The organism is Mesorhizobium sp. ESP-6-2 (assembly GCF_020164675.1).
Taxonomy (GTDB): Bacteria; Pseudomonadota; Alphaproteobacteria; order Rhizobiales; family Rhizobiaceae; genus Mesorhizobium.
On sequence record NZ_JAIUGT010000001.1, the window covers coordinates 666508 to 693343 of the forward strand.

General features: G+C 63.6%; 22 protein-coding genes. 11 read left to right on the plus strand and 11 right to left on the minus strand.

The features are described 5' to 3' along the window. Positions 1-37 precede the first annotated feature (37 nt). On the minus strand, positions 38-1219 hold the full coding sequence (locus LB532_RS03325; protein WP_140639428.1) for a flavin-containing monooxygenase: 1182 nt from the start codon (positions 1217-1219) through the stop codon (positions 38-40). Between the two features lie 331 nt (positions 1220-1550). Here LB532_RS03325 and LB532_RS03330 point away from each other — a divergent pair, with 331 nt between their 5' ends. Continuing rightward, positions 1551-2588 (plus strand): phosphatidylglycerol lysyltransferase domain-containing protein, encoded by a 1038-nt coding sequence (locus tag LB532_RS03330; RefSeq protein WP_140639427.1) that lies wholly within the window; start codon positions 1551-1553, stop codon positions 2586-2588. Between the two features lie 102 nt (positions 2589-2690). Here the strand turns inward: LB532_RS03330 and LB532_RS03335 are convergent, their stop codons facing one another. Beyond that, entirely contained in the window at positions 2691-3452 is a 762-nt protein-coding gene (locus tag LB532_RS03335) for an ABC transporter permease (RefSeq protein ID WP_140639426.1), read from the minus strand. Then, positions 3449-4375 (minus strand): ABC transporter ATP-binding protein, encoded by a 927-nt coding sequence (locus LB532_RS03340; RefSeq protein WP_140639425.1) that lies wholly within the window; start codon positions 4373-4375, stop codon positions 3449-3451. The genes LB532_RS03335 and LB532_RS03340 overlap by 4 nt, the downstream gene beginning before the upstream one ends. A 388-nt stretch (positions 4376-4763) precedes the next feature. Here LB532_RS03340 and LB532_RS03345 point away from each other — a divergent pair, with 388 nt between their 5' ends. From LB532_RS03345 to LB532_RS03355, 3 genes are all read left to right on the plus strand, one after another. Continuing rightward, positions 4764-6125 carry a cytochrome ubiquinol oxidase subunit I gene (locus tag LB532_RS03345; protein ID WP_140639424.1) on the plus strand — a complete coding sequence of 454 codons (1362 nt, stop codon included), beginning with the start codon at positions 4764-4766 and terminating at the stop codon, positions 6123-6125. 11 nt (positions 6126-6136) lie between these two features. Then, the gene (locus LB532_RS03350) at positions 6137-7141 is read left to right on the plus strand and encodes a cytochrome d ubiquinol oxidase subunit II (RefSeq protein WP_140639423.1); all 1005 of its coding nucleotides are present in this window, start codon (positions 6137-6139) and stop codon (positions 7139-7141) included. A 134-nt stretch (positions 7142-7275) separates the two neighbouring features. After that, positions 7276-9885 (plus strand): mechanosensitive ion channel family protein, encoded by a 2610-nt coding sequence (locus LB532_RS03355; protein WP_140639422.1) that lies wholly within the window; start codon positions 7276-7278, stop codon positions 9883-9885. Positions 9886-9979: 94 nt separating this feature from the next. On the opposite strand, the gene msrA is transcribed toward LB532_RS03355, so the two are convergent. The 5 genes from msrA to LB532_RS03380 all read right to left on the minus strand — a co-directional run bounded on the left by msrA (position 9980) and on the right by LB532_RS03380 (position 13777). Then, the gene (gene msrA, locus LB532_RS03360; RefSeq protein ID WP_140639421.1) at positions 9980-10705 is read right to left on the minus strand and encodes a peptide-methionine (S)-S-oxide reductase MsrA; all 726 of its coding nucleotides are present in this window, start codon (positions 10703-10705) and stop codon (positions 9980-9982) included. Positions 10706-10838: 133 nt separating this feature from the next. Further along, positions 10839-11117, minus strand: a complete 279-nt coding sequence (locus LB532_RS03365) for a hypothetical protein (RefSeq protein WP_140639420.1) — start codon at positions 11115-11117, stop codon at positions 10839-10841. Between the two features lie 125 nt (positions 11118-11242). After that, the gene (locus tag LB532_RS03370) at positions 11243-11953 is read right to left on the minus strand and encodes a DUF1223 domain-containing protein (RefSeq protein ID WP_140639419.1); all 711 of its coding nucleotides are present in this window, start codon (positions 11951-11953) and stop codon (positions 11243-11245) included. 268 nt (positions 11954-12221) lie between these two features. Next, positions 12222-12593: an endonuclease domain-containing protein gene (locus LB532_RS03375; protein WP_140639418.1), complete on the minus strand. Its 372-nt coding sequence runs from the start codon at positions 12591-12593 to the stop codon at positions 12222-12224. 104 nt (positions 12594-12697) lie between these two features. Beyond that, entirely contained in the window at positions 12698-13777 is a 1080-nt protein-coding gene (locus LB532_RS03380; protein WP_140639417.1) for a TadE/TadG family type IV pilus assembly protein, read from the minus strand. A gap of 209 nt (positions 13778-13986) precedes the next feature. Between LB532_RS03380 and lepA the strand changes: the two genes are divergently transcribed. Then, entirely contained in the window at positions 13987-15792 is a 1806-nt protein-coding gene (gene lepA, locus LB532_RS03385; protein ID WP_224556347.1) for a translation elongation factor 4, read from the plus strand. Positions 15793-15795: 3 nt separating this feature from the next. Here the strand turns inward: lepA and LB532_RS03390 are convergent, their stop codons facing one another. Further along, positions 15796-18252 carry a toll/interleukin-1 receptor domain-containing protein gene (locus LB532_RS03390; protein WP_224556348.1) on the minus strand — a complete coding sequence of 819 codons (2457 nt, stop codon included), beginning with the start codon at positions 18250-18252 and terminating at the stop codon, positions 15796-15798. A 203-nt stretch (positions 18253-18455) separates the two neighbouring features. Between LB532_RS03390 and LB532_RS03395 the strand changes: the two genes are divergently transcribed. After that, a complete protein-coding gene (locus LB532_RS03395; RefSeq protein ID WP_140639414.1) occupies positions 18456-18650 on the plus strand; it encodes a hypothetical protein in 195 nt (64 codons plus the stop codon). Between the two features lie 548 nt (positions 18651-19198). On the opposite strand, the gene LB532_RS03400 is transcribed toward LB532_RS03395, so the two are convergent. Then, positions 19199-20839 carry an ABC transporter substrate-binding protein gene (locus LB532_RS03400; protein ID WP_140639413.1) on the minus strand — a complete coding sequence of 547 codons (1641 nt, stop codon included), beginning with the start codon at positions 20837-20839 and terminating at the stop codon, positions 19199-19201. A gap of 201 nt (positions 20840-21040) precedes the next feature. Then, positions 21041-21847 (minus strand): undecaprenyl-diphosphate phosphatase, encoded by an 807-nt coding sequence (locus LB532_RS03405; RefSeq protein ID WP_140639412.1) that lies wholly within the window; start codon positions 21845-21847, stop codon positions 21041-21043. Between the two features lie 318 nt (positions 21848-22165). Between LB532_RS03405 and LB532_RS03410 the strand changes: the two genes are divergently transcribed. The 5 genes from LB532_RS03410 (at position 22166) to LB532_RS03430 (ending at position 26825) form a co-directional block, all read left to right on the plus strand. Then, the gene (locus LB532_RS03410; protein WP_140639411.1) at positions 22166-22858 is read left to right on the plus strand and encodes a glutathione S-transferase family protein; all 693 of its coding nucleotides are present in this window, start codon (positions 22166-22168) and stop codon (positions 22856-22858) included. Continuing rightward, positions 22839-23993, plus strand: a complete 1155-nt coding sequence (queG, locus tag LB532_RS03415; RefSeq protein WP_140639410.1) for a tRNA epoxyqueuosine(34) reductase QueG — start codon at positions 22839-22841, stop codon at positions 23991-23993. The genes LB532_RS03410 and queG overlap by 20 nt, the downstream gene beginning before the upstream one ends. After that, entirely contained in the window at positions 23990-24892 is a 903-nt protein-coding gene (locus tag LB532_RS03420) for an SDR family oxidoreductase (RefSeq protein WP_140639409.1), read from the plus strand. Before queG ends, LB532_RS03420 begins: the two co-directional genes overlap by 4 nt. Before the next feature lie 156 nt (positions 24893-25048). Then, on the plus strand, positions 25049-26134 hold the full coding sequence (mepA, locus tag LB532_RS03425) for a penicillin-insensitive murein endopeptidase (protein WP_140639408.1): 1086 nt from the start codon (positions 25049-25051) through the stop codon (positions 26132-26134). Between the two features lie 100 nt (positions 26135-26234). After that, entirely contained in the window at positions 26235-26825 is a 591-nt protein-coding gene (locus LB532_RS03430) for a cation transporter (RefSeq protein WP_224556349.1), read from the plus strand. Positions 26826-26836: the final 11 nt, after the last annotated feature.

Genomic DNA, 26836 nt, shown 5'->3' on the forward strand with positions numbered 1-26836 from the left:
GTTCCGTCCGACGCGTAAAACGAACCTCCAGCCCGGTTCAGGGGCCGGAATTGGCGATCCGCCGGGCAATCCGCCCGGCGATCGCCTTGGCCTGGATGGCGGCATTGGCGAAGCAGCCGCGGATGCTCGGCCGCATGCCGGTGAACCAGAGGCCAGGCAGTTTCGGATCGGCATCGCCGCCGTTGAAGAGCGGAACGCCCTTGCCGTCGAGCACGCCGAGATCGCCGACCATCTGCTCAAGCCCGGTGCGGTAGCCCGTCGCGGCAATGACGATGTCGGGATCGATCAGGCTGCCATTGGCCAGGATGACGCCGTCGCGGGTGAATTCCCGCACCCCCGGCACGACGGTGATCCTGCCCGAGCGGATGGCGTCGATCGCGCCCTCGTCGGCGGCGATCGCTGTGTAGTCGGTGGTCAGGCGGCTGGCGCCGCCCACCGGTGCCGGCGGCACGCCGAATTTCGTCAGGTCGCCGAAAACCAGGCGCTGCGTCAAGGCGATCACCGCATCGGCGACCCGCAAAGGCAACCGCGCCATCAGCGGCGACAGCCGGTGCACGGCAATCTTGCCGATGCGCTTGGGCAGGACCGACGGACCGTTGCGGGCCGACAGCCACAGCGAGGCGGTGCTTGCCTGCGCCAGGTGATTGAGCGCGTCTATACCCGAGTTGCCGGCGCCGACGACCAGCACCTTCTTGCCGGCATAGTCCTTCGCGTCGCCGAAATCCGCCGAATGGATGATGCGGCCGGCGAAGTCCCGCATTCCTTTCCATTCGGGGATGAAGGGCTGTCTGTCGCGGCCGGTGGCGATCACGACGTGGCGCGCCAGGCGCATCCCGGCGCTGGTCTTGATCGCCCAGTGGTCGCCCCTGAACAGGACCGTCTCGACGGCGACGCCGAGCTCCACCGGCAGCCGGTTCGCCTCGCTGAAATCGTTGAGATAGCGGATGACGGCGGTTCTGTGGGGGAAGGCGAGCGTGCCCTTCGGATAGGCAAGGCCGGGAAGTGCCGAAAGATCGCGGTGCGTGTTGAGGCGCAGCTGCTGGTGACGCCGATGCCATGGCTCGGCCAACCGGCTCTCCTTTTCCAGGACCACCGTCGCCACGCCGGCCTTGATCAGCGCCTGCGCTGCCGCAAGACCGGCGGCGCCGGCCCCGATGACGATCGCCGGTTCGATGGTTACCGTCTGGTGCGCTGCCGGTCTGATTGTCGTATCTGCCATTCGATCACGAACCCCATTCCACCCTTGTGGCGCTTCCGCCGACACCGGCAGGACGCCCTCCCGCGCATGATCCATACAGCAGATCGGCCCCGGATTTCGAGGCCATGCGCCGCACCGCGGTTGCGTCCTATATGGCATATACGCGAGATCGGCGATAATCAGGCCGCGGCAATGTGATTGATTCGAGATCCGGGGGCTGGCGGATCTCTGTTACCGGTACAGGAATCCGAAGTCCTCGAAATACTTTTTTCGGCTTCCTGTGCAAAATCAAGGCGCCACGGCGTATAGCGTACCCGGGTGCGCGCCGCAGATGCACGCGGAATCTCGACCCATGCCCTCCTTGCGGATCTATCTCGACAAAATCCTCGAGCGTGCCTCGCCCAAGGTCGAGCGCCAGGCGTTCACCCATGCCGAACGGCTGGCGCTGGTGCGCCGCCATGGCGACTTCTCGCTCGCCTACTCCTCCGCCGTGCAAGGCAGGCTCTCCTATTTCGGCGACGCCGACGGTTACATCGCCTTCGGCACCAAGATGAAGCATCATTTCGCGCTCGGCGACCCGGTCGCCGATCCGGCCCATCGGGCCGACTACATCAGGCGCTTCGTCGAGACCGCCGGCAGCCCCTGGTTCGTGCAGATCGGCGAACAGTCGGCGCGGGTGCTGGCCGGGCTCGGCTACAAGGTCAACCGACTGGGCATCGACACCCGTCTGCCGCTGCCCGAACACGATTTTTCCGGCAAGCGCAACGAAACCGTGCGTTACTCCGAACGCTGGCTGTTGAAGAAGGGCTTTTCGTTCGCCGAGGACAAGCGGACGATCTTTCTCGACGAGATCTCCCGGCTTTCGGCGAACTGGCGCGGCGACCGCATCGTCAAGCGTTGGGAAATGGGCTTCCTCAACCGCCACTTCGCCGAGCATGTGGGCGTCGACATGCGCCGCTTCGTGCTGCACGGCCCCGATGGCGAACTGGTCGCCCTGCTCGACTTCGATCCGCTGTTTCGCGGCGGCAAGGTCATCGGCTACACCACGGCCTTCAAGCGCAAGCACATCGACGCCTCGCCGCATGCGGAGGTCGGCCTGACCAAATTCGCCGTCGACCGCTTTCGCGAGGAAGGCATTTCGGTCGTCACGCTCGGGCTGTCGCCGCTGGTCGACGTCGGCCCCAGCGGATTTGCCGAAAGCGACTTCTGGCGCAACGCCTTCCAGCGCGCCTATGATTCGCCCTGGGTCAACCGCCGCAGGTTCAATCTGCAGGGGCAGGCGGCGTTCAAGCGCCGGTTCCACGGCATCGAGGAGCCGGTCTATATCGCCTTCCGCAAGGGGACCTACATGGAGATGCTGGGCCTGCTGCGGCTGGTCAAGGCGATCTAGGGCAGTTCACCGTTCGCGGAAACGGAGAACCGCTCTAACTCTTTGTTTTGACGCAATTCCCAAGGGAAAGCGCTACGCGCTTTGCTCGGCATGTCTTCGCCGTCAGTTCCTTAGCCGATAGCCGGTCTTGAAGATCCAGGCGACGATCGCCACGCAGATCAGCAGAAAAACCACGGTCATGCCGAGGCTGATGCCGACCGAAACGTCCGATGTTCCGAAAAAGCTCCAGCGGAAGCCGCTGATCAGGTAGACGACCGGATTGAACAGCGTCACCGTGCGCCAGGCGCCCGGCAGCATGTTGATGGAATAGAAGCTGCCGCCGAGGAAGGTCAGCGGCGTGATGATCAGCAGCGGCACCAGTTGCAACTGCTCGAAGCTCCTGGCCCAGATGCCGATGATGAAGCCGAACAGGCTGAAGGTCACCGCCGTAAGCACCAGGAAGGCCAGCATCCAGAACGGATGCTGGATGGAGAGCGGCACGAACAGCGAGGCCGTCGCCAGGATGATCAGGCCGAGGATGATCGACTTGGTGGCGGCGCCCCCGACATAGGCGAGGACGATCTCGAGATAGGAGACCGGGGCCGACAACAGCTCGTAGATCGAGCCGACGAATTTCGGGAAGTAGATGGCGAAGGAGGCGTTGGAGATCGACTGCGTCAAAAGCGACAGCATGATCAGCCCGGGCACGATGAAGGCGCCGTAGCTGATGCCGTCGATCTCGGTGATGCGCGAACCGATGGCCGAGCCGAAAACGACGAAATAGAGCGACGTCGACAGCACGGGCGAGACGATGCTCTGCAAAACGGTGCGCAGCGCGCGCGCCATCTCCACCCGGTAGATCGCCCATACCGCGCGCAGGTTCATGGCTCTTGCCTCAGAAGATTGACGAAGATCTCCTCCAGCGAGCTGTTCTGCGTGTCGAGGTCGCGGAACTGGATGCCGGCGGCCTCGAGATCACGGATCAGCGATGCCACGCCCGGCCGGTCGCTCTGGTTGTCATAGGTGTAGGTGATCTGCCCGCCATCCGGCGACAGGTCCAGGGCGTAGTGCGAGACGGCATCCGGAATGGCGCCGAGCGGGCTGCGCAGTTCCATCACCAGGCGCTTGCGGCCGAGCTTGCGCATCAGTTCGGCCTTGCCCTCGACCAGGATGATCTCGCCGCGGTTGATGACGCCGACGCGGTCGGCCATCGCCTCGGCTTCCTCGATATAGTGAGTGGTGAGGATGATGGTGACGCCGTCCTCGCGCAGCCGCCGCACCATCGCCCACATGTCCTGGCGCAGTTCGACGTCGACGCCCGCCGTCGGCTCGTCGAGGAACAGCACGCGCGGTTCGTGCGATAGCGCCTTGGCGATCATCAGCCGCCGCTTCATGCCGCCCGAAAGCGTGATCGCCTTGGCGTCCTTCTTGTCCCACAGCGAGAGATCCCGCAGCACCTTCTCGACAAAGGCATGGTTCGCCGGCTTGCCGAACAGGCCGCGGCTGTAGTTGACCGTCGCCCAGACGCTCTCGAAGGCATCGATGGTCAGTTCCTGCGGCACCAGCCCGATCAGGCCGCGCGCGGCGCGATAGTCTTTGGTAATGTCGTGGCCGTCCACCGTGACGCTGCCAGACGAACGGTTGACGATGCCGCAGACGATCGAGATCAGCGTCGTCTTGCCGGCGCCGTTGGGGCCAAGCAGCGCGAAAATCTCGCCGCGCTCGATGTCGAGATTGATTTCCTTCAGCGCCTTGAAGCCGGTGGCGTAGGTCTTGGTGACCCCGGAAATGGAGATGACAGGCTGCATGGCTGAAAACGGCTACTTGAAAGAGGATCCCAGATATAGGCCGAATGTCGCCCCATGCAACCGGAAGTCAATGAAGTTGCTGACAGTTCTCGACAGTCGTTGCAGACAGGCCATTCCCGCGGATGAAGAGACAGGCCGAGATCGCGCGTGCCGCCCCTCCAAGGTAAACACGGTGCGCCGGGTGCTGTCGTCCCGGGCCCATGCCTGTTCGACGTCCGCCAATGGGGGATGGGGCTGGGGGGATTGGACTGCTCGCGAAGCGCGGCCGGCCCGGTTCTGCGTCATCTTGGCTCGGCGCTGCGGCGTTCCGCCTCGCGGCGGGACGCCGCTTTGACCGGCCGGCCCTACAAGCCTATTCTCCGCTTATTAGAAGCAGCCGGAGCCCGCCATGGACCCGCTCATCCTTTCGCGCATCCAGTTCGGTGCGAATATTTCGTTTCATATTCTGTTTCCAGCCATCACCATCGCACTCGGCTGGGTGCTGCTTTTCTTCAAGCTCCGCTACAACGCGACCAATGATTCGGCCTGGATGCGCGCCTATTTCACCTGGGTGAAGGTGTTCGCGCTGTCCTTCGCCATGGGCGTGGTTTCCGGCGTCACCATGAGCTTCCAGTTCGGCACCAACTGGCCGGGCTACATGGAAACCGTCGGCAACATCGCCGGGCCGCTGCTGGCCTACGAAATCCTCACCGCCTTTTTCCTCGAGGCGGCCTTCCTCGGCATCATGCTGTTCGGCTTCCGCCGCGTTTCCAACCGCATCCACACGCTGGCGACCGTGCTGGTCGCCGGCGGCACCACCGTGTCGGCCTTCTGGATCATCGCGCTGAACTCGTGGATGCAGACGCCGGTCGGCTTCGAGATGCGCGACGGCGTCGCCCATGCCGTCGACTGGTGGGCGATCCTCTTCAACCCCTCCATGCCCTACCGTCTCGTCCATATGCTGCTCGCCTCCGGGCTTACGGTATCGTTCCTCATCGCCGGCCTGTCGGCGCTGCGCTACCTCAAGGGCGACCGCTCGGAATCGATGTGGAAGGCGCTGCGCACCGGCGTCTTCACAGCCGCCATCCTCATCCCCATCCAGATCCTTGCCGGCGACCAGCACGGCCTGAACACGCTCGAGCACCAGCCGCAGAAGATCGCCGCCATGGAGGCCAACTGGAACACCGGCCCCAATGTGCCGCTGGTGCTGTTTGCCATTCCGGATGAAGCGGCCAGGGAAAACAGGTTCGAGGTGACCATTCCCGACGGGGCGAGCTGGATCCTGCGGCACAGCGCCGGCGGCGTGGTGCCGGGGCTCAACGACTATCCCGGCAACCATCCGCCCGTCTTCCCGGTGTTCTGGGGTTTTCGCGTCATGGTCGGCACCGGCCTGTTGATGCTCGCCGTCTCCTGGTCGGCCGCCTTCTTCCTCAAGCGCCGTCATAGCTTGCCGAGGCCGCTGGCGCTGCTCATGGTGCCGATGACCATCTCCGGTTGGGTGGCGACGCTCGCCGGCTGGTATACGACGGAGATCGGCCGCCAGCCCTGGCTGGTGACGGGCGTGCTGAGGACCGCCGACGCCGTCGGCCCGGTGGCCGGCAGCCATGTGGCGCTGACGCTGGCCGTCTATCTCGTTCTCTACGTGCTGTTGCTGATCGCCTATCTCGGCGTGCTGGTCCATCTGGCGCTGAAGGCGGCCAAGGACGGCGACACATCGCCGCTGCCGGGCGTGCTCAACAGGCCGATGTCGCAGCCGGCGGCTGGCGAGTAGGAGACAGTGAAATGACCTATGACTGGCCGACCCTGCTCCCCCTCATCTTCGCCGGCCTGATGGGCCTCGCCATCCTGATCTACGTCATTCTCGACGGTTTCGATCTCGGCATCGGCATCCTGTTCGCGTCGGCCGAGGACGCCGAGCAGGACACCATGATCGCGGCAATAGGCCCGTTCTGGGATGCCAACGAGACCTGGCTGGTGCTGGCCGTCGGCCTTCTGCTGGTCGCTTTTCCGATGGCGCATGGCGTCATCCTCAGCGCGCTCTACATCCCGGTGTTCGTGCTTCTGGTCGGCCTCATCCTGCGCGGCGTGGCCTTCGACTTCCGCGCCAAGGTGGCGACCGAGCGCAAGCACCGCTGGAACCGTATCTTCTTCCTCGGCTCGCTCATCGCCTCGCTGGCGCAAGGCTATATGCTGGGCGTCTATGTGCTTGGCCTCGACTTCGGCCTGGGCGGCATGGCGTTCGGCGTGCTGGTGGCGTTCTGCCTGGCGGCGGCCTACGCCGCAATGGGGGCTGCCTGGGTCATCTACAAGGCCGAAGGAGACCTGCAGAAGAAGGCGGTGCGCTGGCTGCGCACCACATTGGTGCTGACCGCGCTCGGCATGGCCGCCGTGTCGCTGGCCACGCCCTTCGCCAGCCCGCGCATCTTCGCCAAATGGTTCGTGCTGCCCGAAATGCTCTATCTGTCGCCGCTGCCGATCCTGTCGGCGCTGCTGTTCCTGTGGCTGTGGCGGCAGACCTTTCATCTGCCCAGGCCCGACGACCGCCATTCGCTGACGCCGTTCCTGACGCTGGCCGCCATCTTCGCGCTCGGCTTCGCCGGGCTCGCCTGGTCGTTCTATCCGTTCGTGGTGCCCGACAGGCTGACCATCTGGCAGGCGGCTTCCGCACCCGAAAGCCTTGCCATCATCCTGGCCGGCACCGTGGTCGTGCTGCCGATCATCATCTTCTATTCCTTCTATGCCTACCGCGTGTTCGGCGGCAAGGCGACGGACCTGACCTACGACTGAGGGCCCAAGCGACGCGCGAAATCCTCGCCTCCGCCTGCCGCATGTCGCCGGCCGGAAAGACAATATTCATCTTCACGCGGAATAACCTTCCCCGACATGCTGCGGCCTGATGGTGCGAGAAGAAGGGCAATGCAATGCGCGGTGTCCCGGTTGCCTCGATAGAACACGATCCGCAGGCGCGGCAGCGCTACGCAGCTTTCCCGAGAAAATCGCTACGCCGCTTTCCTGGAATTGCTCTGGTCCTGATCCGTCTGGTCACGCTGATCGCCGCGCTTGCTCTGGCCGGCCTGCTGCCTGTCATTCAGCCCGCCCATGCCCAGCAGACGGCCAACTGGGCCGGTGTCTGGGACACCAAATGGCGCGGCGGCGGCGCCCAGATCACCTTCGAGCAGGCCGGCGCCGAGGTGAAGGGCGTCTATCCCCTGTATGGCGGCCGCATCGAAGCCAAGGCCGAAGGCGAAAAGCTGTTCGGCCGCTGGTTCGAGGGCAGTCGCCAGGGCGAGTTCAGCTTCGTCATGGCGCCGGACGGCGCGAGCTTCATGGGCCGTTTCGAATCCGCCACCGCCGAATGGTGGACGGGCGTGCGCGTCGACGCCGCCGAGACCCTCAAGGTCGACCAGACCAGCCCTATGACGACGATGCGCTCATTCCTCCAGACCATGAACGAGAGCGGCGCCGACAATGTGCCGCGCGCCACCGGCGGCGGCATGGGCCTTGCCGCGCTGGCGGCCGGCCTCGTCGACGTCACGGAGGCCGACCGCGGCGGCCTCAACATGCCCGATTACACCAAGCTCCTGTTTTCGGTGATCGACAACGCCACCTTGCGCCTGTGGAACCTGCCGCATGATGCGATCCCCGGCGACGAGGTGACAGCCAGGCTGCAGCAATATGGCAGCAAGGTTTTCTTCGACGTCACCTTCCGCCGCAAGGCCGGCGAATGGTTCATCGTCGGGCCGCAGCTCGCCGTGCTGCAGGCCAAGCTCGCCGAGTTCCAGGCGGCGCGTGGCGAAGCCCCCGACATGGTCGACGATCCGGCCAAGCTCGCCTCGCCGCGCGACACGTTCAAGATGCTGCTCGGCGGCATCGCCGACCAGAATGGCGGTTCGACGCAAACGGCGCTCGACATGCGCGGTTACAATCCGGCGGTGCGGTCCGACGAGGCGGTTCTGCTCGAGAGCTATCTCAAGAAAGTCATCGACCGCATCGGCTACGTCTACTGGCAGGAAATTCCCGACGATCCCCAAAGCAACACGCCCTATGTGTATTTCGAGCACCCGGCCGGCAACATCGTCGTCGCCCCGGTGGGCACCGAGAAAGGCGGCAAGCTGTGGAAATTCACGCCGGAAACGCTGGCCAACATCCGCACGCTCTATGCCGATATCGAGGATGCGCCGGTGGCGCCGGAATTCACCGCCTTCGCCAGCAACGATCCGTTCTTCGCCACGAGGGGCCTTGCCCGCGAGATCAGCCCTGCCCTTTTGACCCGCGCCGGGCCGATCGAACGCTGGCAATGGCTGGGGCTCGGCATTGCGGTGCTTGCCGGCATCGCCTTCGGTTTCCTTGCCAACGCCGTCATCGTGTTCTTCGCCCGCCGCGGCAGTTCCGGGCGGGCCGGCTTCTTCCGCGTCGTCGAATGGGCGGTGCGCTCGATCTTCCTCGGCCTGTTCCTGCTGTTTGCGCTGCGGCCGCTCGGCTTGCCGCAGGTGATCGCGGCATCCGCCAAGGCGGCGGCCTGGAGCCTGATCCTGATCGGCGCGGTTCCCGTGGTCTGGCACCTGATCGGCAAGATCGCCGAACGCTACCGCGCCACCTTCAACGTGCCCGGCTATCACGAGACGCTGATCTCGCTGCTGACCGGCGTGGCGCGCATCGCCGCCCTGGTGGTCGCCTTCCTGCTCCTGGCCGAGGTGCTGGCGATCCCCTATCAGGGCGTGCTGGCCGGCCTCGGCATTGGCGGCCTGGCGGTGGCGCTGGCGGCGCAGCCGACGCTGCAGAATTTCCTTTCCGGCCTGACGCTCTATGCCGACCGGCCGGTCAGCGTCGGCGACTTCTGCAAGTTCGGCAACCAGTCCGGCACCATCGAGCATATCGGCATGCGCTCGACCCGCATCCGCTCGGTCGACCGCACGGTGATCTCGGTGCCGAACTCGGACTTCGCCGGCATGCAGATCGAGAACTACGCCCATCGCGACCGCACCCGCTTCGCCACGACGCTGCAATTGCGCTACGAGACGACGCCCGACCAGTTGCGCTACACGCTGGCGGCGCTGCGCAAGCTCCTGATCGCGCATCCGCGCGTCATCGACGACCCGTGCCGTGTGCGCTTCGTCGGCTTCGGCCCCTATTCGCTCGACATCGACGTCTTCACCTACATCATGACCGCGGATGCCTCGGAGTTTCTCGCCATCCGCGAGGACATATTGCTGTCGATGATCGCGGTGATGGACGAGGCCGGCGCCCAGTTCGCCTTCCCGGCGCAGTTGGAATACAGCGCCGCCGACCTGCCGCTCGACCAGGAAAAGCGCATCGCCGCGGAAAAGCGGGTCAGCGCCTGGCGTGAAGAGGAAAAACTGCCTTTCCCCGATTTCAGCCAGCTCGACAGGCTGGAGCTCAACGACAGCCTGCCCTATCCGCCGCAGGGCTCGGTGCAATACCGCGAAGCCCAGACCGCCCCCGCCAGGGTCGAAGCCAAGGCCTCGCTGGAGAAGGCGCGCTGGAGCCTGCCGTGGCGGAAGAGGGTGTAGCCTTCTTCGCAGGAGAGGCCGCGATCCCTCGCGCCCCCCTCTGGCCGGCAGGGCAGCAGGAGGCGCTTCCCGCCAGCGCCTCCAGTTCTGAACCTCAATTGCTGGCCGACAGCACCAGCACCGGCTTGTCGCTGTAAAGCTTCGGGAACAGCGTCTTCAGATTCGCCACCTTTGGCAGGTCGTTGTAGACGATGTAGGGATAGGTCGGGTTGAGGGTCAGGAAATCCTGGTGGTACTCCTCGGCCGGGTAGAAGGTCTTGCCGGTTTCGATCGTGGTGACGATGGGCTTGGAAAATAGCTTGGCCTGGTCGAGCTGGGCGATGTAGCTCTGCGCGATCTTCTTCTGCGCCTCGTTCTCGGCGAAGATCGTCGAGCGGTATTGCGTGCCCTGGTCCGGCCCCTGATAGTTGAGCTGGGTCGGATTGTGGGCGACCGAGAAATACACCTGCAGCAGCTGGCCATAGGTGACTTTGGAGGGATCGTAGGTGATCTCGACGGATTCGGCATGGCCGGTGCGGCCGGTGCCCACCGTCTCGTAAACGGCGTCGTCCTTGGCGCCGCCGGTGTAGCCCGAGACCGCCTTGGTGACGCCCTTGACGTGCTGGAACACGCCCTGCACCCCCCAGAAGCAGCCGCCGGCGAAGATTGCCGTCTCGCTGCCGCCCGCGGCCTTTTCATCCAGCGCCGGCGGCGGGATCACCACGGCGTCTTCCGCCGAGACGGCCGGCGTCAGCCAGAAGGCGGCGCCCGCGACGGCGAGCGCGAAAGCTGCGAGCGCGCCGCGGACGAAGCCGCTCGAACGCTTCTTGATGTCGGTCATGGTTGCACTCCTCATGGCTTGCATAGGGTCCAGTCTATTGAATTAGCGTCGCCGGTGCGATGCGCGAGTTGCGGCGGAGGCTCACATTCTCGTGCGGCCCCAGCGGGTGCGTAACGCTCCGCCGCGGCTTGACCTAGTTGGCAGGCTTCATCGCATCCGTCGCCGGCTTCATCGCGTCCGCCGCCGGCTTCATGGCGTCCGCCGGTTTCGTCGCATCGGCGGCGGGCTTCATGGCATTGGTGGCCATCGGGTCGGCCGGCTTCATCGCATCGGTTGCCGGCTTCATCGCGTCGGCGGCGGGTTTCATGGCGTTGGTGGCCTCGTCGGCACGGGCGATGCCGCCGGCCAGCAATGCCGTCGAGCACAAGGCGAGCGCAAGTGCCGGCAGCGTCAGGCGGAAAAGAACGGTCATGAGGGTCTCCTTGGTTGGTGGCGCGCCCTCGCGGCGGCCGGCTGTTGCGGCGCCGCAGGCGCGGCGTTGCGCAATTTCTGATCGGGCATGGTCTCTCCCCGCAACGGGAAGTTCCCGGAGGTAAGCTAATCGGCGGCGGCGGCCAGGATCGGTCCGCCGCCGGGCGACTGCACCAGCACGGCGGTGCTGAGGCCAGCGGCCGCCGCCGGCAGATCGAGCGTCACGGCCTCACCGGTCCAGCTGCCGAGCTTTTTCAGCGCATGCACGACATTGCCGTGCGGCAAGGTGCGGCCGGTGTTCTCGCCGCGCGCCACGGGCACCTCGACGACGCCCCTGGCATAGCGCACCAGCCAGATGTCGGCTTTTCCGCCCGGCACGCTCCCCGCGCCGATGCTGGCCTTGCCGCCATCGAGCGACAGCGACGGTCCCTTGATGCGGCCGCTCGCCGCAATCAGCCGTTCGATCTCGCCGGGCGCGGCGCCGACCGCATCGGCATGGCCGTTGACCACCACCTGCGGCGTGAACGGCCCGTCACGGCCGAGCGGCGGCTCGTAGCTCACCTGGCGTTGCGTGAATTCCTGCCGGCCGAAAATGTCCTTCCAGCCGAGATAGTCCCAGTAGGTGACGTTGAAGGACAGCGCCAGCACGCCGGGCTGGTCCTTCACCTTGATCAGATTGGCATTGGCCGGCGGGCAGGACGAACAGCCCTGGCTGGTGAACAGCTCGACCACGGTGAGCGGCTGCGCCGCGGCGGTGCCGAGCGAGGTGAGCACCGAAGTGGCAAACACCAACGCGCCGGCAACGAGCTTGCTGGATTTGGTTTGCGGTCCCGACATTGGCTGGCTCCCACGGGCGGCGCGCCAATGCGCCGGTCATGCCCCCACTTCGCGGCAGCCGGATACTTCGTTACAGCGCTCACCGGTTTGTGATCGGGAGGCGGCGTTTCTTCCTTCTCCCCTTGTGGGAGAAGGTGGATCGGCGCGCAGCGCCGAGACGGATGAGGGGTGTTGGACGAAGTAAGACGTTAGCATTCACTGGAACACCCCTCATCCGTCGCCTTCGGCGACACCTTCTCCCACAAGGGGAGAAGGGAGGTCGGAGCTCCTACCGCCAAGGCAGCAGACTGGTATCCTGCACATAGGCGATGATGGTATCGCAGACGGCGTTCATGTCTTTAAGGACATCGTCGTTCCAAAAGCGCAGGACACGAAAGCCTCTCGCTTTTAACTCGGCGTCACGATTCCGGTCAGACTCCGACTCCGCATGCTGGCTGCCATCGATCTCGATGATGAGACCAGCTTCGAGGCAAACGAAATCGGCGATGTATCTTCCGAGAGGAACCTGGCGCCGAAACTTTATTTGGTTGAGTCGGCGGCCGCGCAACTCATGCCAAAGTCTGTCTTCAGCCTCTGTCATTTCGCGCCTGAGAGAGCGGGCAAAATTGCGCTTGGCTGGGGGGACGGGTTGATGCGGCATGGCAGCAGATTACCTGACCGCCGCACTTCGTCCAGCACCCCTCATCCGTCTCGGCGCGTAGTGCCGAGCCACCTTCTCCCACAAGGGGAGAAGGGAAGGATCCCCTACTGCGTCAGCACCGTTTGCGAGGGGCGCTGGTTGAAGTCGCATTTGCCCATCACGGTGTAGAAGAAGTCGGCGTTGACGACGGGCGCCGGCACCGCCGAGCCGCCGTCTTCCCAGGCCTGGTAGCCTGTCTGGCCGCACGGCACGGCGGTGAAGATGTCGACGGTCTGGCCCGTGGCGATTTCGGGCATGTCGGTCGGGTTGGTGCCGATATAGAGCCGGTTCGAAGTGTTCGGGTCGTTCGACCGGAGCGTGGTCGGCTGGGCCGGTTTGGCCGTCGCGGCGGAAGGCACGTCCATCTCCAGATAGAGCTGGTCCATCCGGCTGACGTCGATGACCGCGCCGGCGCTGTTGGCCGGGCTGGTGGTGCAGACGGTCTGCCGCATGACGCCGTTGCCGTCGATGCTGGTGATGGCGCCGGAGGGCGTGTTGTCGAAATTGGCGACCGTCGTGGTGTTGCACACCTGCTGCTGCACCTGGGTAAGCGTGGTGCCGCTGACGGTGGAGACGGTGGTGGTGCCATAGCCCTTGGGATCGCCGCCCTTGTTGTAGACATAGCTGATCTGCAGCAGCTTCTGCTTCGTGGTCGAACCGAATTGCGTGCCGTAGAGATACATCGTCTTGTCCCACCAGCCCGACGCCTTCTCGATTTTGAAGGTGGTCTGCACCAGGGCCGGCGCCTTGTTGACCGCCGAGGTGACGCCGACCGGCACGGTGTTGATCCTGGCGATCTGCATGAAGTCGGTCGGCATGGCGAAGCTCGCCGAGGCCTGCGCCGTGGCCGTGCCGTTGGCCGCGATGGTGAAGCTCACCAGCGTGGCGGTGCCTTGCCCGCCATTGGCGGCAAAGGTGTCCCGGAGCATCTGCTGGCGGGCCGCCAGCGTCGTCGTCTTCGGCAGCGTGGTGGTGGCCAGCGTCGCCGCGTCGAGCGCCTGCTGCATGTTGGAGCGGGTCTGCACCGCACTGGTATAATCGACCGAGAAGCCGACGGCGGTGATCAGCGGCACCAGCATGACGAGGAACAGCGGCATCATCGAGCCGCCGCGCGAACGGGCGAACCTTCCTGCAAGCCCCAGCATATTTTCTACCCCAAAAACGGTTTATCTGCGAGGGAACTAACATGCGCCGGCAAACCCGGGTCTAAGAGGATCGTTCAAAGTTTAAGCATCCGGCCGCGCTCGCCCGCCGTTTCGGGCTTTTGCCCCCGGCTCACCGCTTTGTGATTGCCAGGGCGGCCCTTGCGCCGCAAGCCTTGCCGCAGCAAGCCGCCCCTGCTAAAGCGCGCGGCATGAGCACGCCCCTCGACCACATCAGGAATTTTTCCATCGTCGCCCATATCGACCATGGCAAATCCACCCTTGCCGACCGCCTGATCCAGCTGACCGGCGGGCTGGAGCTGCGCGACATGAAGGAGCAGGTGCTGGACTCGATGGACATCGAGCGCGAGCGCGGCATCACCATCAAGGCGCAGACCGTGCGGCTGAAATACCGCGCCAACAATGGCGAGGACTATATCCTCAACCTCATCGACACGCCCGGCCATGTCGACTTCGCCTATGAAGTGTCGCGCTCGCTCGCCGCTTGCGAGGGCTCGCTGCTGGTGGTCGACGCCTCGCAGGGCGTCGAGGCGCAGACGCTGGCCAATGTCTACCAGGCCATCGACAACAACCACGAGATCGTCGTGGTGCTGAACAAGGTCGACCTGCCGGCCGCCGAGCCCGAGCGCATCCGCGAGCAGGTCGAGGAGGTGATCGGCATCGACGCCTCCAACGCCGTACTGATCTCGGCCAAGACGGGCCTCGGCATTCCCGACGTGCTGGAGGCCATCGTCCACCAATTGCCGCCGCCGCGCGAGGGCGATGCGACCGCCCCCTTGAAGGCGATGCTGGTCGACAGCTGGTACGACGCCTATCTCGGCGTCATCGTTCTGGTGCGCGTCATCGACGGCGTCTTGAAGAAGGGCCAGACCATCCGCATGATGGGCACCGGCGCCAAATATCTGGTCGAGCGCACCGGCGTGTTCACGCCCGCCCGCATCAATGTCGACGAGCTCGGCCCCGGCGAGTTCGGCTTCTTCACCGGCTCGATCAAGGAAGTGGCCGACACCCGCGTCGGCGACACCATCACCGAGGACAAGCGCCAGACCGCGCACGCTTTGCCCGGCTTCAAGCCGGCGCAGCCGGTGGTGTTCTGCGGCCTGTTCCCGGTCGACGCCGCCGATTTCGAGGACCTGCGCGCCGCCGTCGGCAAATTGCGCCTCAACGACGCCTCCTTCTCCTATGAAATGGAAACCAGTGCGGCGCTCGGCTTCGGCTATCGCTGCGGCTTCCTCGGCCTGCTACATCTCGAAATCATCCAGGAGCGGCTGGAGCGCGAGTTCAACCTCGACCTGATCGCCACCGCGCCCTCGGTCGTCTACCGCCTGCTCCTCAATGACGGCTCGGTCAAGGAACTCCACAACCCGGCCGACATGCCCGACGTGGTCAAAATCTCCGCCATCGAGGAACCATGGATCCGCGCCACCATTTTGACGCCCGACGACTATCTCGGCGGCATCCTGAAACTCTGCCAGGACAGGCGCGGCATCCAGGCCGACCTCTCCTATGTCGGCAAGCGCGCCATGCTGATCTACGATTTGCCGCTCAACGAGGTCGTCTTCGACTTCTACGACCGGCTGAAGTCGATCTCCAAGGGCTATGCCTCCTTCGACTATCACCTGACCGACTACCGCGAGGGCGACTTGGTGAAGATGTCGATCCTGGTCAATGAGGAGCCGGTCGACGCGCTGTCGATGCTGGTGCACCGCACGGCGGCGGAAAAGCGCGGAAGGCAGATGTGCGAGAAGCTGAAGGAGCTGATCCCGCATCATCTGTTCAAGATCCCGATCCAGGCTGCGATCGGCGGCAAGGTCATCGCCCGCGAAACCATCTCGGCGCTGCGCAAGGACGTGACGGCGAAATGCTACGGCGGCGACGTCTCACGCAAACGCAAGCTGCTCGACAAGCAGAAAGAGGGCAAGAAGCGGATGCGCCAGTTTGGCAAGGTGGATATCCCGCAGGAGGCGTTTATCCAGGCGCTTAAGATGGGGGATTGAGGGCTAGGCAGACAATATGCGTTTACGGAGCCGCTCCTTCGCCGAAGGATGCATAAAGCGCAGTTCGCTATCTACTTTGGATAGCGCCACATCTTTCTGACCAGTTAGTGCCAGGACGAATATTTCAGCCTTCTTAACAGGAACTCGGACCTGCTGGTCTGATTGATCGAAATTTCGTAAAGATTCAAGTGCACTATTAATTACTTGGATATCTCTTTTTGAGACGCCTATTTCCAACTTTGCCAATACTGGGTAAGGCGATCGAGGGAAACGACCTATCGCTGTATCGGCCTTACTAACCGCCGTCTGCACCGAGTGTAAAATATGGAAGTCGTATCTAGCCTCCATACATAACCTAACTTCCTCGGCTTTTTCCCCTTTTACCTTCTTAATCGTTTCGAGTGCCGCCTTGATCTCCAAAACGTTTCCTTCGTCGTGAGGCATATTCAGTAGAACTTCAAAATACGCCTGAACCGTAATCGCATTGCCGGGATAGTCCGTGTAGCTTTCTTTGGCTAGATCGTAGGCCTCTTTGTAGTCCTCCTGTATGTTGTGGATCAGAACGATCTCCCTCTTCGCGTTCTCTTCCCACCGACCATCCGCAATAGCTTTCTGCAGCCGTGGTATTGCTTCGTCATACCTGCCCATCACTCGATAATAAAAGCCGAGGATATAATTATGTTCAGTTCCCTTTACGTGCTGAACCTCGGCAAGGAAGCGGTTATCTCTCGTCCTAGCAAGTGCCATACATAGGTAGTGCCTGGCTTGGTCTTTGACAAAAGTCTCGTAATTAGAGCGTTGAAGGACTCTATAGCTAAGTTCGATCACGTCCTTATAGCGCCTGTTCTTGTAGCTTTGGGAGATTGCCCCCAAGAAATGAGCTGGGATGAGTAGTCGTCCCGGAACGTCCCTTCCGGCGAGCAAGGCGGCTCTAACGGACGCATAAGTTTCAGAATAATCGAACATCGACGAATCTTCCGTCGAGAAAACTTGCCGGGATATGGACAGCATAGCTTTCGAATACCTTCGAGGTAGCTCAAGGCTGCCTCGGGCTACGTAGTCGCGGATTACATCGTTCAGGCGCAAGTATTCCCCCACAGAACCAATAAGGGAACATATGCCATAGTCCAGGAATTCGTTAATGTATTCTATAAGAGGCAGATCAACGATATCGCGTATTTTCGATATAACATCAATTGACAAAAAATCAAACCAGCTAAGAAACGTTAGGAATTCGTACACATCGTCGTTAGATAAATATTTATCCACATAGATGCTCGCTCGCATTGCGGAAAAATCGTATATTTCCCCAACGGCCTCTTTTGCCAAAGAGACGCCTTTCTCCGCTATCAATTGTCCAGCGTAAATTGCCTGCTCTGGGTATCCATTCAGCGCGGGCCGAACCCAACCAATCTGGTCGGGAGTAAGGTTATAGATCCCTTCAATGTCTCGCAGATAACGAACGAGCAACCCAATTCGCTCTTCCGGATCTAGCTCATCTAACTTCTCAATATAAACCGCTGTGGTTTGCCTGTGCGCTGGCGGTAGTTTCGGCCGCGTGGCGGAGGCAATGGCCAGCACAAGTCGATTTGGCGGAAGAGCCTCGCAAACTGGGACAAACCACTCGGGGGTCACTCCCCCATAGCGTACAATACATCGCCAATCGTCTATAAGCAATATTTCATTCTGAGCAGAAAATTCCGAAAGTAGCGTGATCAGAAAAGCGACCTTCTCGCCCATGGTCATGGACGGAAGGTCAGCTACATCAAGAGGCCCATCATAGATCCCGACGTCATATATCTTGCTAATCAGCCCATCGATGCCATCTTCCTGCTGCAACGGAATTGTTATAGGCGTATAGGTCGAAGAGATCTTATTCACTTTCCGAAGAGAATGTAACAAAAGAGACTTTCTTCCAATTTCCCGCATGCCAGATATTAGCAACGCTGAAGGAAGGGGTTTTGAGTAGTCGTCTATACGACGCTCGATGCGATCAAGCTCTTTATTTCGGCCGACAAAAAGTTTGCGGCGCGCATCAAGCTTTGGGTGAACACCAAGAGATAGCTGATTGAAAACTGTTGTAATGCGACGAACAGCCACAGTTGGCTTGGCCACAAAACGAAGATTGTAGTTCTCGGTAATCCATTTTGGGATCCGCGGATCCGTGTGGTCAACATTTTTGTCGATTAATATCGGAAGAAATCGCTTGATGGTCGATGCATCTAGCATGGGTTTTGCGATCACAATTTCCTTTTTTACCCAGGCTGACTCCAGAGCAGCGTTGGATATAAAGAGAACAAAAACTTCCGACTCGCTAAGACCTCGCATGATCTCATCCAGGGTATTCATCCCGGATTCGAAATTATACCCATCGTATACGGCCCGATCACCTAAGCGATCGGCAACAATGCTTATAAATGAGGCCTTGTCCGTACTGCTGTGAGAAAGGAAGCTCTTCATTTCGCGGTAGATCCCCCCGTTTACGCAGATTGATAGGACATGTATCTCGCTGTCGCCATTAGAATTTGCACGAAATGAATGGTGCTTTGCCTTGGACGTGTGCAAAACGCCCGACGGCTAACGCGATGGCTTGCCCATGGCTCGAACTTTGCAGAACATCCCACGCTGAGCTATCCCCCGCCCTTAGCTTGGGGAGACATCAGATGCGCTCCACTCTAAACACCACCGCCGCTCTCGGCCTCGCCATCGGCGGCATCTTCGGCCTTGCCGGCGCCTTCGTGGTGAGCGATGCGCTACGCGAGACGCTGTGGGCGATCGACGGCGTGGCGCTGGTGGTGGCATCAGCCCTTCTGACGATGAAGTATCAGCGGCTGGCAATGATTGCGTCGCGGCCCTGACCTTCCTTGCCGGCGAGAGCCTGCTTTTATCCGGCACTACGGCGGGGCTGCAGGCCAGCGTGCCTTCCTATGCCGGCGGTATCTCGCTGTGGGCGGCGGCTCTTGTGCTGATCAGCGCGCCGAACACTTTCGCGCTATGGATGCGGGTCACCGGTTTCATCGCCGCCATTCTGTTTACAGTCTCGGTGGGCATGGTGCTGTGGGGTGCCGCCCTTGCTGCCGACCTCGGCGCCGCTGCCGGCGGCTGGCTATCCCTTCCTGGTGCTGACCTTTGTGGGCTGGATCTGAACGCTGGTGAAGTCCGGGCGGAGAGGGGCTGGTTCCTCGCCCCACGAAAGTGGGGAGAGGTGGCCCGGCGAAGCCGGGACGGAGAGGGGCAGCGCCGGGTTTGGAGATTTATTTCAGGGACTCAACGACGGATCGCCATGGCCGCGCCTTCTTCTCAGCCGGCTTTGGCTTCGTGGAGGGCGTCCCCCTCTCCGTCCCGGCTTCGCCGGGCCACCTCTCCCCCGCGTAGCGGGGGCGAGGAAATCAGGGCAGCACTTGTCTCACCCCTCCAGCCACACCTTCTCGAAATGCTGCTCCAGCGCCTGGTGCTGTTCGCAGCCTTCGACCCCCTTGCGATACGTCCGGTAGACCGAGCGCCAGTAGGGTTGGATGATGATGCCTGAGTCGCGCAAATTCTTCTCGATGCCGGCCATGATCTCCTTGCGCTGGGCGGCGTCGGGGGTGGCGAGCGCCTTGTCGAGCAGTTCGTCGAACTCCTTGTCGGCATAGGCGCTTTCGTTCCAGGCGGCGCCCGATTTATACGCCAGCGCCAGCACCTGGACGCCGAGCGGGCGGCCGAGCCATTCGGTGCAGGAGAAGGGATATTTGCTCCAGTCGTTCCAGAAGGTGGCGGCGGGCAGCACGGTGCGCTTGATCTTGAGGCCGGCCTCGCGCATCTGCGCGGCGATGGCGTCGCCGGTGCTCTTTTGCCATTCGACGTCGACCGAGATGAGGTCGTATTCATGGTCGGCCTTGCCGGACTCGGCGAGCAGTTTCTTCGCCTGATCCACATCGCGCTTGGCCGGGCCGATATCGGCATATTCGGGGTGCATGGGGCCGACATGGTGATTGTCGGCGGGCTTGCCGCGGCCGCCGAGGCCGAGCGCCAGCACGGCGGAATTGTCGACGGCGAGCTGGGCGGCGCGGCGGACCTTCACGTCGTCATAGGGCGCGTTGGCGACGTTGAAGCGGGCGACGATGGTGGAGCCGGTGGCGATCTCGGAATTCTTCAACCCCATCTGCTCGGTCTGCGAGACGGCGTCGGAAGCGGTTTCGTGGTCGGTGTCGATCTCGCCGGATTCGAACGCCGACAGCATGGCGTTGGGGTCGGAGCCGTAGTCGATCCACTGGATGCCATCCAGGTAGAATTCGCCCTTCCACCAGGGCTTGTCCTTGCGCTTCACCTCGGCGCCGGTTTCGGCGTCCCACTTCACCAGCTCGCAGGGGCCGGTGGTGATCGAAAGCGCCTTCAGGGGATCACCGTCGCCCTCATAGGAGCGGTGCATGATCAAAGCGGGATAGTCGGCCATGCCGGCGATCAGCGAAATGTCGGGCTTCGGCAAATTGAGTTTTATCGTGAAGTCGTCGACCTTCTCGATGCCGCCATCGACCACCTTCTTGGTGTCGGCATTGACCAGCGCGCCCATGCGCGCGGCGACCGAATTGCCGGCAACGCCGGCCTCGCACCAGCGGGTGAGGTTGTGGACGACATCGTCGGCGTTGAAGGCGTCGCCGTTCGACCAGGTGATGCCCTTGCGCACATTGAGCGTCAGCGTTTTGGCGTCATCGCTCATCTCCCATTTTTCCAGCAGCCAGGGCTCGAACGAAAAATCGGTGTTCCAGCGCACGAGGTATTCGTTGCAGTGGCGCGCGACGTTGGACATTTCGACGCCGTCGAAGGTGCGCGGGTCCTTGAAACCCTTGACGTTCATGGCGACGCGCAGCACGCCGCCCTTCTTGGGCTCCGCCGCGCGGGCAGGCGTGGGCGCCAGCCCGCCCAGGGCAAAGGCGCCGGCGGCACTGACGCCGAGCCCGGCCATGAGCGCGAAATATTCGCGCCGGTTGATGGCGCCGCTCCTGAAATCCTCGGCGACGGGTTTGGCCCGCGGGTGCAGTTTCCTGTCGGTCAGCATGAATTTCATCGTCGTTCCCTCTCATTGGGCGCCCGGCCAGCCGCGTGCGCGGGGGCGGATGCGGCTCGCCGGACGCCATTGCCTGAGGGATGATAGGGCGAGCTTACGCAGCGGAGTGTTCTGGAATCCGCAAGACTTGTGCGCTGCTCCGCAGGAGGCGGGGGCGAGTTTTCTCTCCCCCGCTTCGCGGGGGAGAGGAAAGAGGGGCTGCTAACCCCAGATCATCAGCGCGACGAGCCCGACGATGCCGACCACCAGCCGCCACCAGCCGAACAGCGCGTAGCCCTTGCGCGAGACGTAATCGAGCAGCAGGCGCACCACGAGCAGCGCGGTGACGAAGGCGGCGACGAAGCCGACGGCGATGATCGGCAGGTCGGCCGACGTCAGCACGTTGCGGTTCTTGAACAGGTCGAAGGCGAAGGCGCCGACCATGGTGGGGATGGCGAGGAAGAAGGAAAATTCCGCCGCCGCCCGCTTGTCGACGCCAAGCAGCAGCGCGCCGACGATGGTCGATCCCGAGCGTGAAGTGCCGGGGATCAGCGACAGGCACTGGAACAGCCCGATCTGCAGGTAAAGCCGCGTCGGGAAGCGCTCGACGTCGCGGTAGACGGGCTTCAACTTCATGCGGTCGACCGCCAGCAGCACCACGCCGCCGATGATCAGCATGATGCAGATCAGCCGCGGCGATTCGAACAGGATGGTCTTGATGAAATCATGCGCCAGCGCGCCGATGATGGCCGCCGGCAGGAAGGCGATGAGGATGCCGATGACGAAATGCCGCGTCAGCCGATCATGCGGCAGGTCGAGCAGCATCTGCCACAAGCGCCGGAAATAGACGCTCAGAATGGCCAGGATGGCGCCGAGCTGGATCAGGATCTCGAAGGCCTTGCCGGTCGAGTGGAAGCCGAGGAAGTGGCCGGCGAGCAGGATATGGCCGGTCGAGGACACCGGAATGAACTCGGTCAGTCCCTCCAGCAGACCGAGCAGCAGGGCTTCGACGATTGTCTGGCTTTCCATTGGCTACCTCGGCATTCGCGGGATGGGCTAGAAGGGCTTGCTTGTCATGGCGCCGAACTCCCCCTATAGGTCGCAACACCCTGACGGCCCGCTTACCGGGCGGCCAAGACTTACCGGTGCGCCGGGCGATTCGCCAGTGTGGCAATCCGGAATTCGCCACACCCGGGAGGAGCGCGATGCGCAAATTCCGGATTTTGAGCCACACTGCCAACTTCAAGTTCTGGTGTGGTTTGAATTTGAAGTTCCTGAACGCGGATGCCGTCGAGGGGACAGGAACTTCAAATCCAAACCACCAGTGCGCTTTATCATCGCGGAATCATGCTGACGCTTTTCCATCATCCCATGTTCGCCTCCTGCCGGTTCGTGCGCCTCGCTTTCGGCGAGTATGGCGAGGAGCTGGCGCTGATCGAGGAGAAGCCGTGGACGCGGCGCAAGGAGTTCCTGGCGCTGAACCCGGCCGGCACGCTGCCGATCCTTTTGGCCGAGGGCGACGTGCCGATCGTCGGCGCCACGGTCATCTCGGAATATCTCGACGAGACGCGCGGCGTCCTGAAGCGCGACAAGCGCCTGTTCGCCGAGGACCCGATGCAGCGCGCCGAGATCCGCCGGCTGACCGACTGGTATCTCCACAAGGCCGAGAGCGAGGTCACCCGGCATCTGGTACGCGAGCGCGTGCTGAAGCCGGTCATGCCGGAAACCGCCGGCGGCGGCTCGCCCGATTCGGCCGCCATCCGCGCGGCGCGGGCCAACATCCGCCAGCACATGAAATACACCAACTGGCTGGCCGGCACCCGCCACTGGCTGGCCGGCTCGAGGGTCACCTATGCCGACCTTGCCGCCGCCGCCACCCTTTCGGTGCTCGACTATCTCGGCGAGATCGACTGGCGCGAGCACACTGCCGCGCGCGAATGGTATACGCGGGTCAAGTCGCGGCCTTCGTTCCGGCCGCTCTTGAGCGACCGGGTGCGCGGCCTGTCGCCGGTGTCGCATTATGCGGACCTCGACTTCTGACGCCGCAAAACTGCGCGCGCTGATCGACGCGCAGGCGCGGCGCGCCGGTTTCGAGGCGGTCGCCGTCACCACGCCCGATGCGATCCCGCTGGCGCCGGCCCGGCTCGCCGCCTTCGTCGCGGACGGGTTCCACGGCTCCATGGGCTGGATCGCCGAGACGCTGCAACGCCGCAGTGAGCCGTCGAACCTGTGGCCGCAGGTGCGTTCGATTGTCGTGCTGGCGATGAATTACGGGCCGGACCGCGATCCGCGCGACCTGTTGGCCAGGCGCGACCGGGGCGCGATCTCGGTCTATGCGCAAAACCGCGACTATCACGACGTGATGAAGGGCCGGCTGAAGGAAATCGCCGGCAAGATCGTGGCCCGGGCGGGAGGCGACGTCAAAGTCTTCGTCGATACCGCGCCCGTCATGGAAAAGCCGCTGGCCGAGGCCGCCGGGCTCGGCTGGCAAGGCAAGCACACCAACCTGGTCAGCCGGCAGCACGGCTCCTGGCTGTTCCTCGGCACCATCTTCACAACGGCCGAACTGGTCCCCGACATGCCGGAGGAGGACCATTGCGGCTCCTGCCGCGCCTGCCTCGACGCCTGCCCGACCCACGCCTTCCCGGCGCCCTACCGGCTCGATGCGCGGCGCTGCATCTCCTATCTCACCATCGAGAACAAGGAGCCGATCCCGCATGAATTCCGCGAGGCGATCGGCAACCGCATCTATGGCTGCGACGACTGCCTCGCCGCCTGCCCGTGGAACAAGTTCGCCAAGGTGGCGTCCGAGGCCAAGCTCGCCGCGCGCGAGGATCTACGCGAGCCGGCGCTGGCCGATCTTCTGCGGCTGGACGACGCGGCCTTTCGCGCCTTGTTTTCCGGCTCACCGGTCAAGCGCATCGGCCGCGACCGCTTTGTCCGCAACGTGCTGATCGCCGCCGGCAATTCCCGCGATGCCGCGCTTGCCGGCGCCGTGCGCGCCTTGCTCGCCGACGCCTCGCCGCTGGTGCGGGGCGCGGCAATATGGGCGCTGGCGCGGCTGGTGCCCGAGGCCGAATATGCCGAACGCGCCGCAGCCGGCCTGAAAACCGAGAGCGACGCGGCCGTGCGCGAGGAATGGACGCGGCCGGTTCCAGCCAGGGCGCCTGCATGAGTGAAAAGCGGATATTCATCTTCGGCGCCGGCTATTCGGGCAAGGCTTTTGCGCGCGCCAATAGCGATGCTGCCACGACGATTTCAGGCACGACGCGCTCAGCGGAGAAATTCGAGGCGCTCCGCCAGGCCGGCATCGCGCCGCTGCTGTTCGATGGCGCGCTGACCCACGAAATCAGCGATGCGCTCGCAACAACAACCCATCTGGTGATCTCGATCGCGCCCGAAGAGGCCGGCGATCCCGTGCTGAATGCCGCCCGCGCGGCGATCGTGCGGATGCCTGCGCTCGAATGGATCGGCTATCTCTCCACCGTCGGCGTCTATGGCGACCATGGCGGCGCCTGGGTCGACGAGACGGCGCAATGCCGGCCGGTCTCGAAACGCTCGGTGATGCGGGTGACGGCCGAGCAGGACTGGCTGCGGCTTGGCCGCGAGATCGGCAGGCCGGTGGCGGTGCTGCGGCTCTCCGGCATCTACGGCCCCGGCCGCAACGCCTTGGTCAATCTGGAAAACGGCACCGCGCGGCGGCTGGTCAAGCCCGGCCAGGTGTTCAACCGCATCCATTGCGACGATATAGCCGGCGCGCTGTGGCACCTGATCGGGAGCAACACAGGCGGCATTTTCAACGTCACCGACGATGAGCCGGCGCCGCCGCAGGACGTGGTGGCCTATGCCGCCGCGCTGATGGGCGTCACACCGCCGCCCGAAATTCCCTTCGAGGCCGCCCAACTTTCGCCCATGGCGCGGTCCTTCTATGGCGAGAACAAGCGCGTCGCCAATGCGGCGCTCAAGGCGACGGGCTACCGGTTCCGCTTCCCGGACTACCGCGCCGCCTTCGACCATATGTGGGCAAGCGGCGACTGGCGCGACGGCGCGCCGCGCAGCCCGATGAAACGCTGACGCATGCCGGGAAAGACGTGACACGGTTTCGGTCCGGAATGCGTCGGAAAAGAAAACAGGGCGGTTGACCGGTTTGTGAAAAACGGAACCGCTCCGGCGATCGAAGCAACGTCCATTGCGTGCTATGATTCGGGCTTGGGTTTGCGGCGGGGGTTCATGGAGACAGCGATGCGGCTCGGCAAGCGTTCACGGCTGGCGGCGGCTTTTGGCCTGTTCGCCCTCACAAGTCTTGCTGCGCGGCCGGCAACGGCCGAGGAACGGGCCAAGGACCTGTTCGGCGCCGAGAGACTGCCGGCGGCGACCGCCCCGCAATCCTTCGGCTTCTACTCCAAGGGCTGTTTTGCCGGCGGCGTCGCCATCCCCATGGACGGCCCGACCTGGCAGGTGATGCGGCCGTCGCGCAATCGCCGCTGGGGCCATCCGGCGATGATCGCGCTGGTCGAGAAACTGTCGCGCGATGCCGTCGCCGACGGCTGGCCGGGCCTTTTGATCGGCGACATCGCGCAGCCGCGCGGCGGCCCGATGCTATCAGGCCATGCCTCGCACCAGATCGGGCTCGATGCCGACATCTGGCTGACGCCGATGCCCCGCCGGCCGCTGTCGAGGGCGCAGCGCGAGACGATGAGCGCCACCCTGATGGTCGACGAAAAGACGCATCTGGTGAAGGACGCGCTGTGGACGCCGGCGCATAAGCGGCTTTTGAAGCGCGCGGCGAGCTATCCCGAGGTCGAGCGCATCCTGGTCAATCCCGGCATCAAGAAGAAGCTCTGCGACACCGTCAGGGGCGACCGCTCCTGGCTGCGCAAAATCAGGCCGTTCTGGGGCCACGACTATCATTTCCATATGCGCATCGGCTGCCAGCCGGGCTCGCCCAACTGCAAGGCGCAGGAAGCGACCCCGGCCGACGATGGCTGCGGCAAGCCGCTGGCCTGGTGGTTTACCGAGGAGCCGTGGCGACCCAACAAGAACCCGGACGCGCCCAAGGCGCGCGACCTGATGACGATGGCGAACCTGCCCAGGGAGTGCCGCGCCGTGCTCGACGCGCCGGGGCCGGCATCGGTCGAGGCCGCCACCTATCACGGCGACGCCGTGCCGGTCGCGGTCGCCGCGCCGGAACCTGAAGCGCCGGCGGAGCCGGCAGCCGCCACCGGCGGCGCCAACGTCCTGCCGGCCTCGCTGAATGCTTTCACGGCGACCCCCGAAATCGGTGTGCCGCTGCCGCGCCCCCGGCCGGGCAACTGACCGCGGCGACGTCGAGAACCGATTTTCGTGTATCGGTTTGGGCGCCGCTTTACCGCGGTTCATTGAAAGTCCCGCCATACCGCGAGCAGGAGGGCCGGCATTGCAAACGCAGGATACAGGCCTTCGCCGCGTCGTCCGGTGGGTGGTCCTTCTGAACCTGGGCTACTTCATCGTCGAATTCGCCGTGGCATCTGCGATCGGCTCCGTGTCGCTGTTCGCGGACAGCGTCGATTTCCTGGAAGATGCCTCGCTCAATCTGCTCATTCTCGCCGCCCTGGGCTGGGGCGCACGCAGCCGCGCAAGGGTCGGCATGGCTCTGGCGGCGATTCTTCTGGTGCCCGCGTTGGCGACGCTCTGGACGGCCTGGGCCAAGTTCAACCTGCCGGTCGCGCCGTCGCCGTTGCCACTGTCGCTTGCGGGCGCCGGGGCCCTGGCCGTGAACCTGACTTGCGCGTTCATGCTGGCGCGCTTCCGCCATCACAGCGGCAGCCTGACAAAGGCCGCGTTCCTCTCCGCGCGGAACGACGCCTTTGCCAACGTCGCCATAATCGCCGCGGGCCTTGTCACCGCCGCGATCTGGCATTCTGCGTGGCCCGACCTGATTGTCGGCTTGGGAATTGCCGCCATGAACGCCGATGCGGCCCGCGAGGTCTGGTCCGCTGCCCGCGAGGAGCACAAGGCGGCAGCCTAGTCGCGGCCGTT

Bases quoted from the DNA above. Each gene is read 5' to 3' on its own strand.
- LB532_RS03325 (WP_140639428.1), bottom strand. From the start codon at position 1,219: ATGGCAGATACGACAATCAGACCGGCAGCGCACCAGACGGTAACCATC.
- LB532_RS03330 (WP_140639427.1), top strand. From the start codon at position 1,551: ATGCCCTCCTTGCGGATCTATCTCGACAAAATCCTCGAGCGTGCCTCG.
- LB532_RS03365 (WP_140639420.1), bottom strand. From the start codon at position 11,117: ATGACCGTTCTTTTCCGCCTGACGCTGCCGGCACTTGCGCTCGCCTTG.
- LB532_RS03405 (WP_140639412.1), bottom strand. From the start codon at position 21,847: ATGGAAAGCCAGACAATCGTCGAAGCCCTGCTGCTCGGTCTGCTGGAG.
- LB532_RS03375 (WP_140639418.1), bottom strand. From the start codon at position 12,593: ATGCCGCATCAACCCGTCCCCCCAGCCAAGCGCAATTTTGCCCGCTCT.
- queG (WP_140639410.1), top strand. From the start codon at position 22,839: ATGCGGACCTCGACTTCTGACGCCGCAAAACTGCGCGCGCTGATCGAC.
- LB532_RS03335 (WP_140639426.1), bottom strand. From the start codon at position 3,452: ATGAACCTGCGCGCGGTATGGGCGATCTACCGGGTGGAGATGGCGCGC.
- msrA (WP_140639421.1), bottom strand. From the start codon at position 10,705: ATGACCGACATCAAGAAGCGTTCGAGCGGCTTCGTCCGCGGCGCGCTC.
- LB532_RS03400 (WP_140639413.1), bottom strand. From the start codon at position 20,839: ATGAAATTCATGCTGACCGACAGGAAACTGCACCCGCGGGCCAAACCC.
- LB532_RS03355 (WP_140639422.1), top strand. From the start codon at position 7,276: ATGCGCGGTGTCCCGGTTGCCTCGATAGAACACGATCCGCAGGCGCGG.
- lepA (WP_224556347.1), top strand. From the start codon at position 13,987: ATGAGCACGCCCCTCGACCACATCAGGAATTTTTCCATCGTCGCCCAT.
- LB532_RS03380 (WP_140639417.1), bottom strand. From the start codon at position 13,777: ATGCTGGGGCTTGCAGGAAGGTTCGCCCGTTCGCGCGGCGGCTCGATG.
- mepA (WP_140639408.1), top strand. From the start codon at position 25,049: ATGGAGACAGCGATGCGGCTCGGCAAGCGTTCACGGCTGGCGGCGGCT.
- LB532_RS03410 (WP_140639411.1), top strand. From the start codon at position 22,166: ATGCTGACGCTTTTCCATCATCCCATGTTCGCCTCCTGCCGGTTCGTG.
- LB532_RS03340 (WP_140639425.1), bottom strand. From the start codon at position 4,375: ATGCAGCCTGTCATCTCCATTTCCGGGGTCACCAAGACCTACGCCACC.
- LB532_RS03345 (WP_140639424.1), top strand. From the start codon at position 4,764: ATGGACCCGCTCATCCTTTCGCGCATCCAGTTCGGTGCGAATATTTCG.
- LB532_RS03420 (WP_140639409.1), top strand. From the start codon at position 23,990: ATGAGTGAAAAGCGGATATTCATCTTCGGCGCCGGCTATTCGGGCAAG.
- LB532_RS03350 (WP_140639423.1), top strand. From the start codon at position 6,137: ATGACCTATGACTGGCCGACCCTGCTCCCCCTCATCTTCGCCGGCCTG.
- LB532_RS03370 (WP_140639419.1), bottom strand. From the start codon at position 11,953: ATGTCGGGACCGCAAACCAAATCCAGCAAGCTCGTTGCCGGCGCGTTG.
- LB532_RS03395 (WP_140639414.1), top strand. From the start codon at position 18,456: ATGCGCTCCACTCTAAACACCACCGCCGCTCTCGGCCTCGCCATCGGC.
- LB532_RS03390 (WP_224556348.1), bottom strand. From the start codon at position 18,252: ATGAAGAGCTTCCTTTCTCACAGCAGTACGGACAAGGCCTCATTTATA.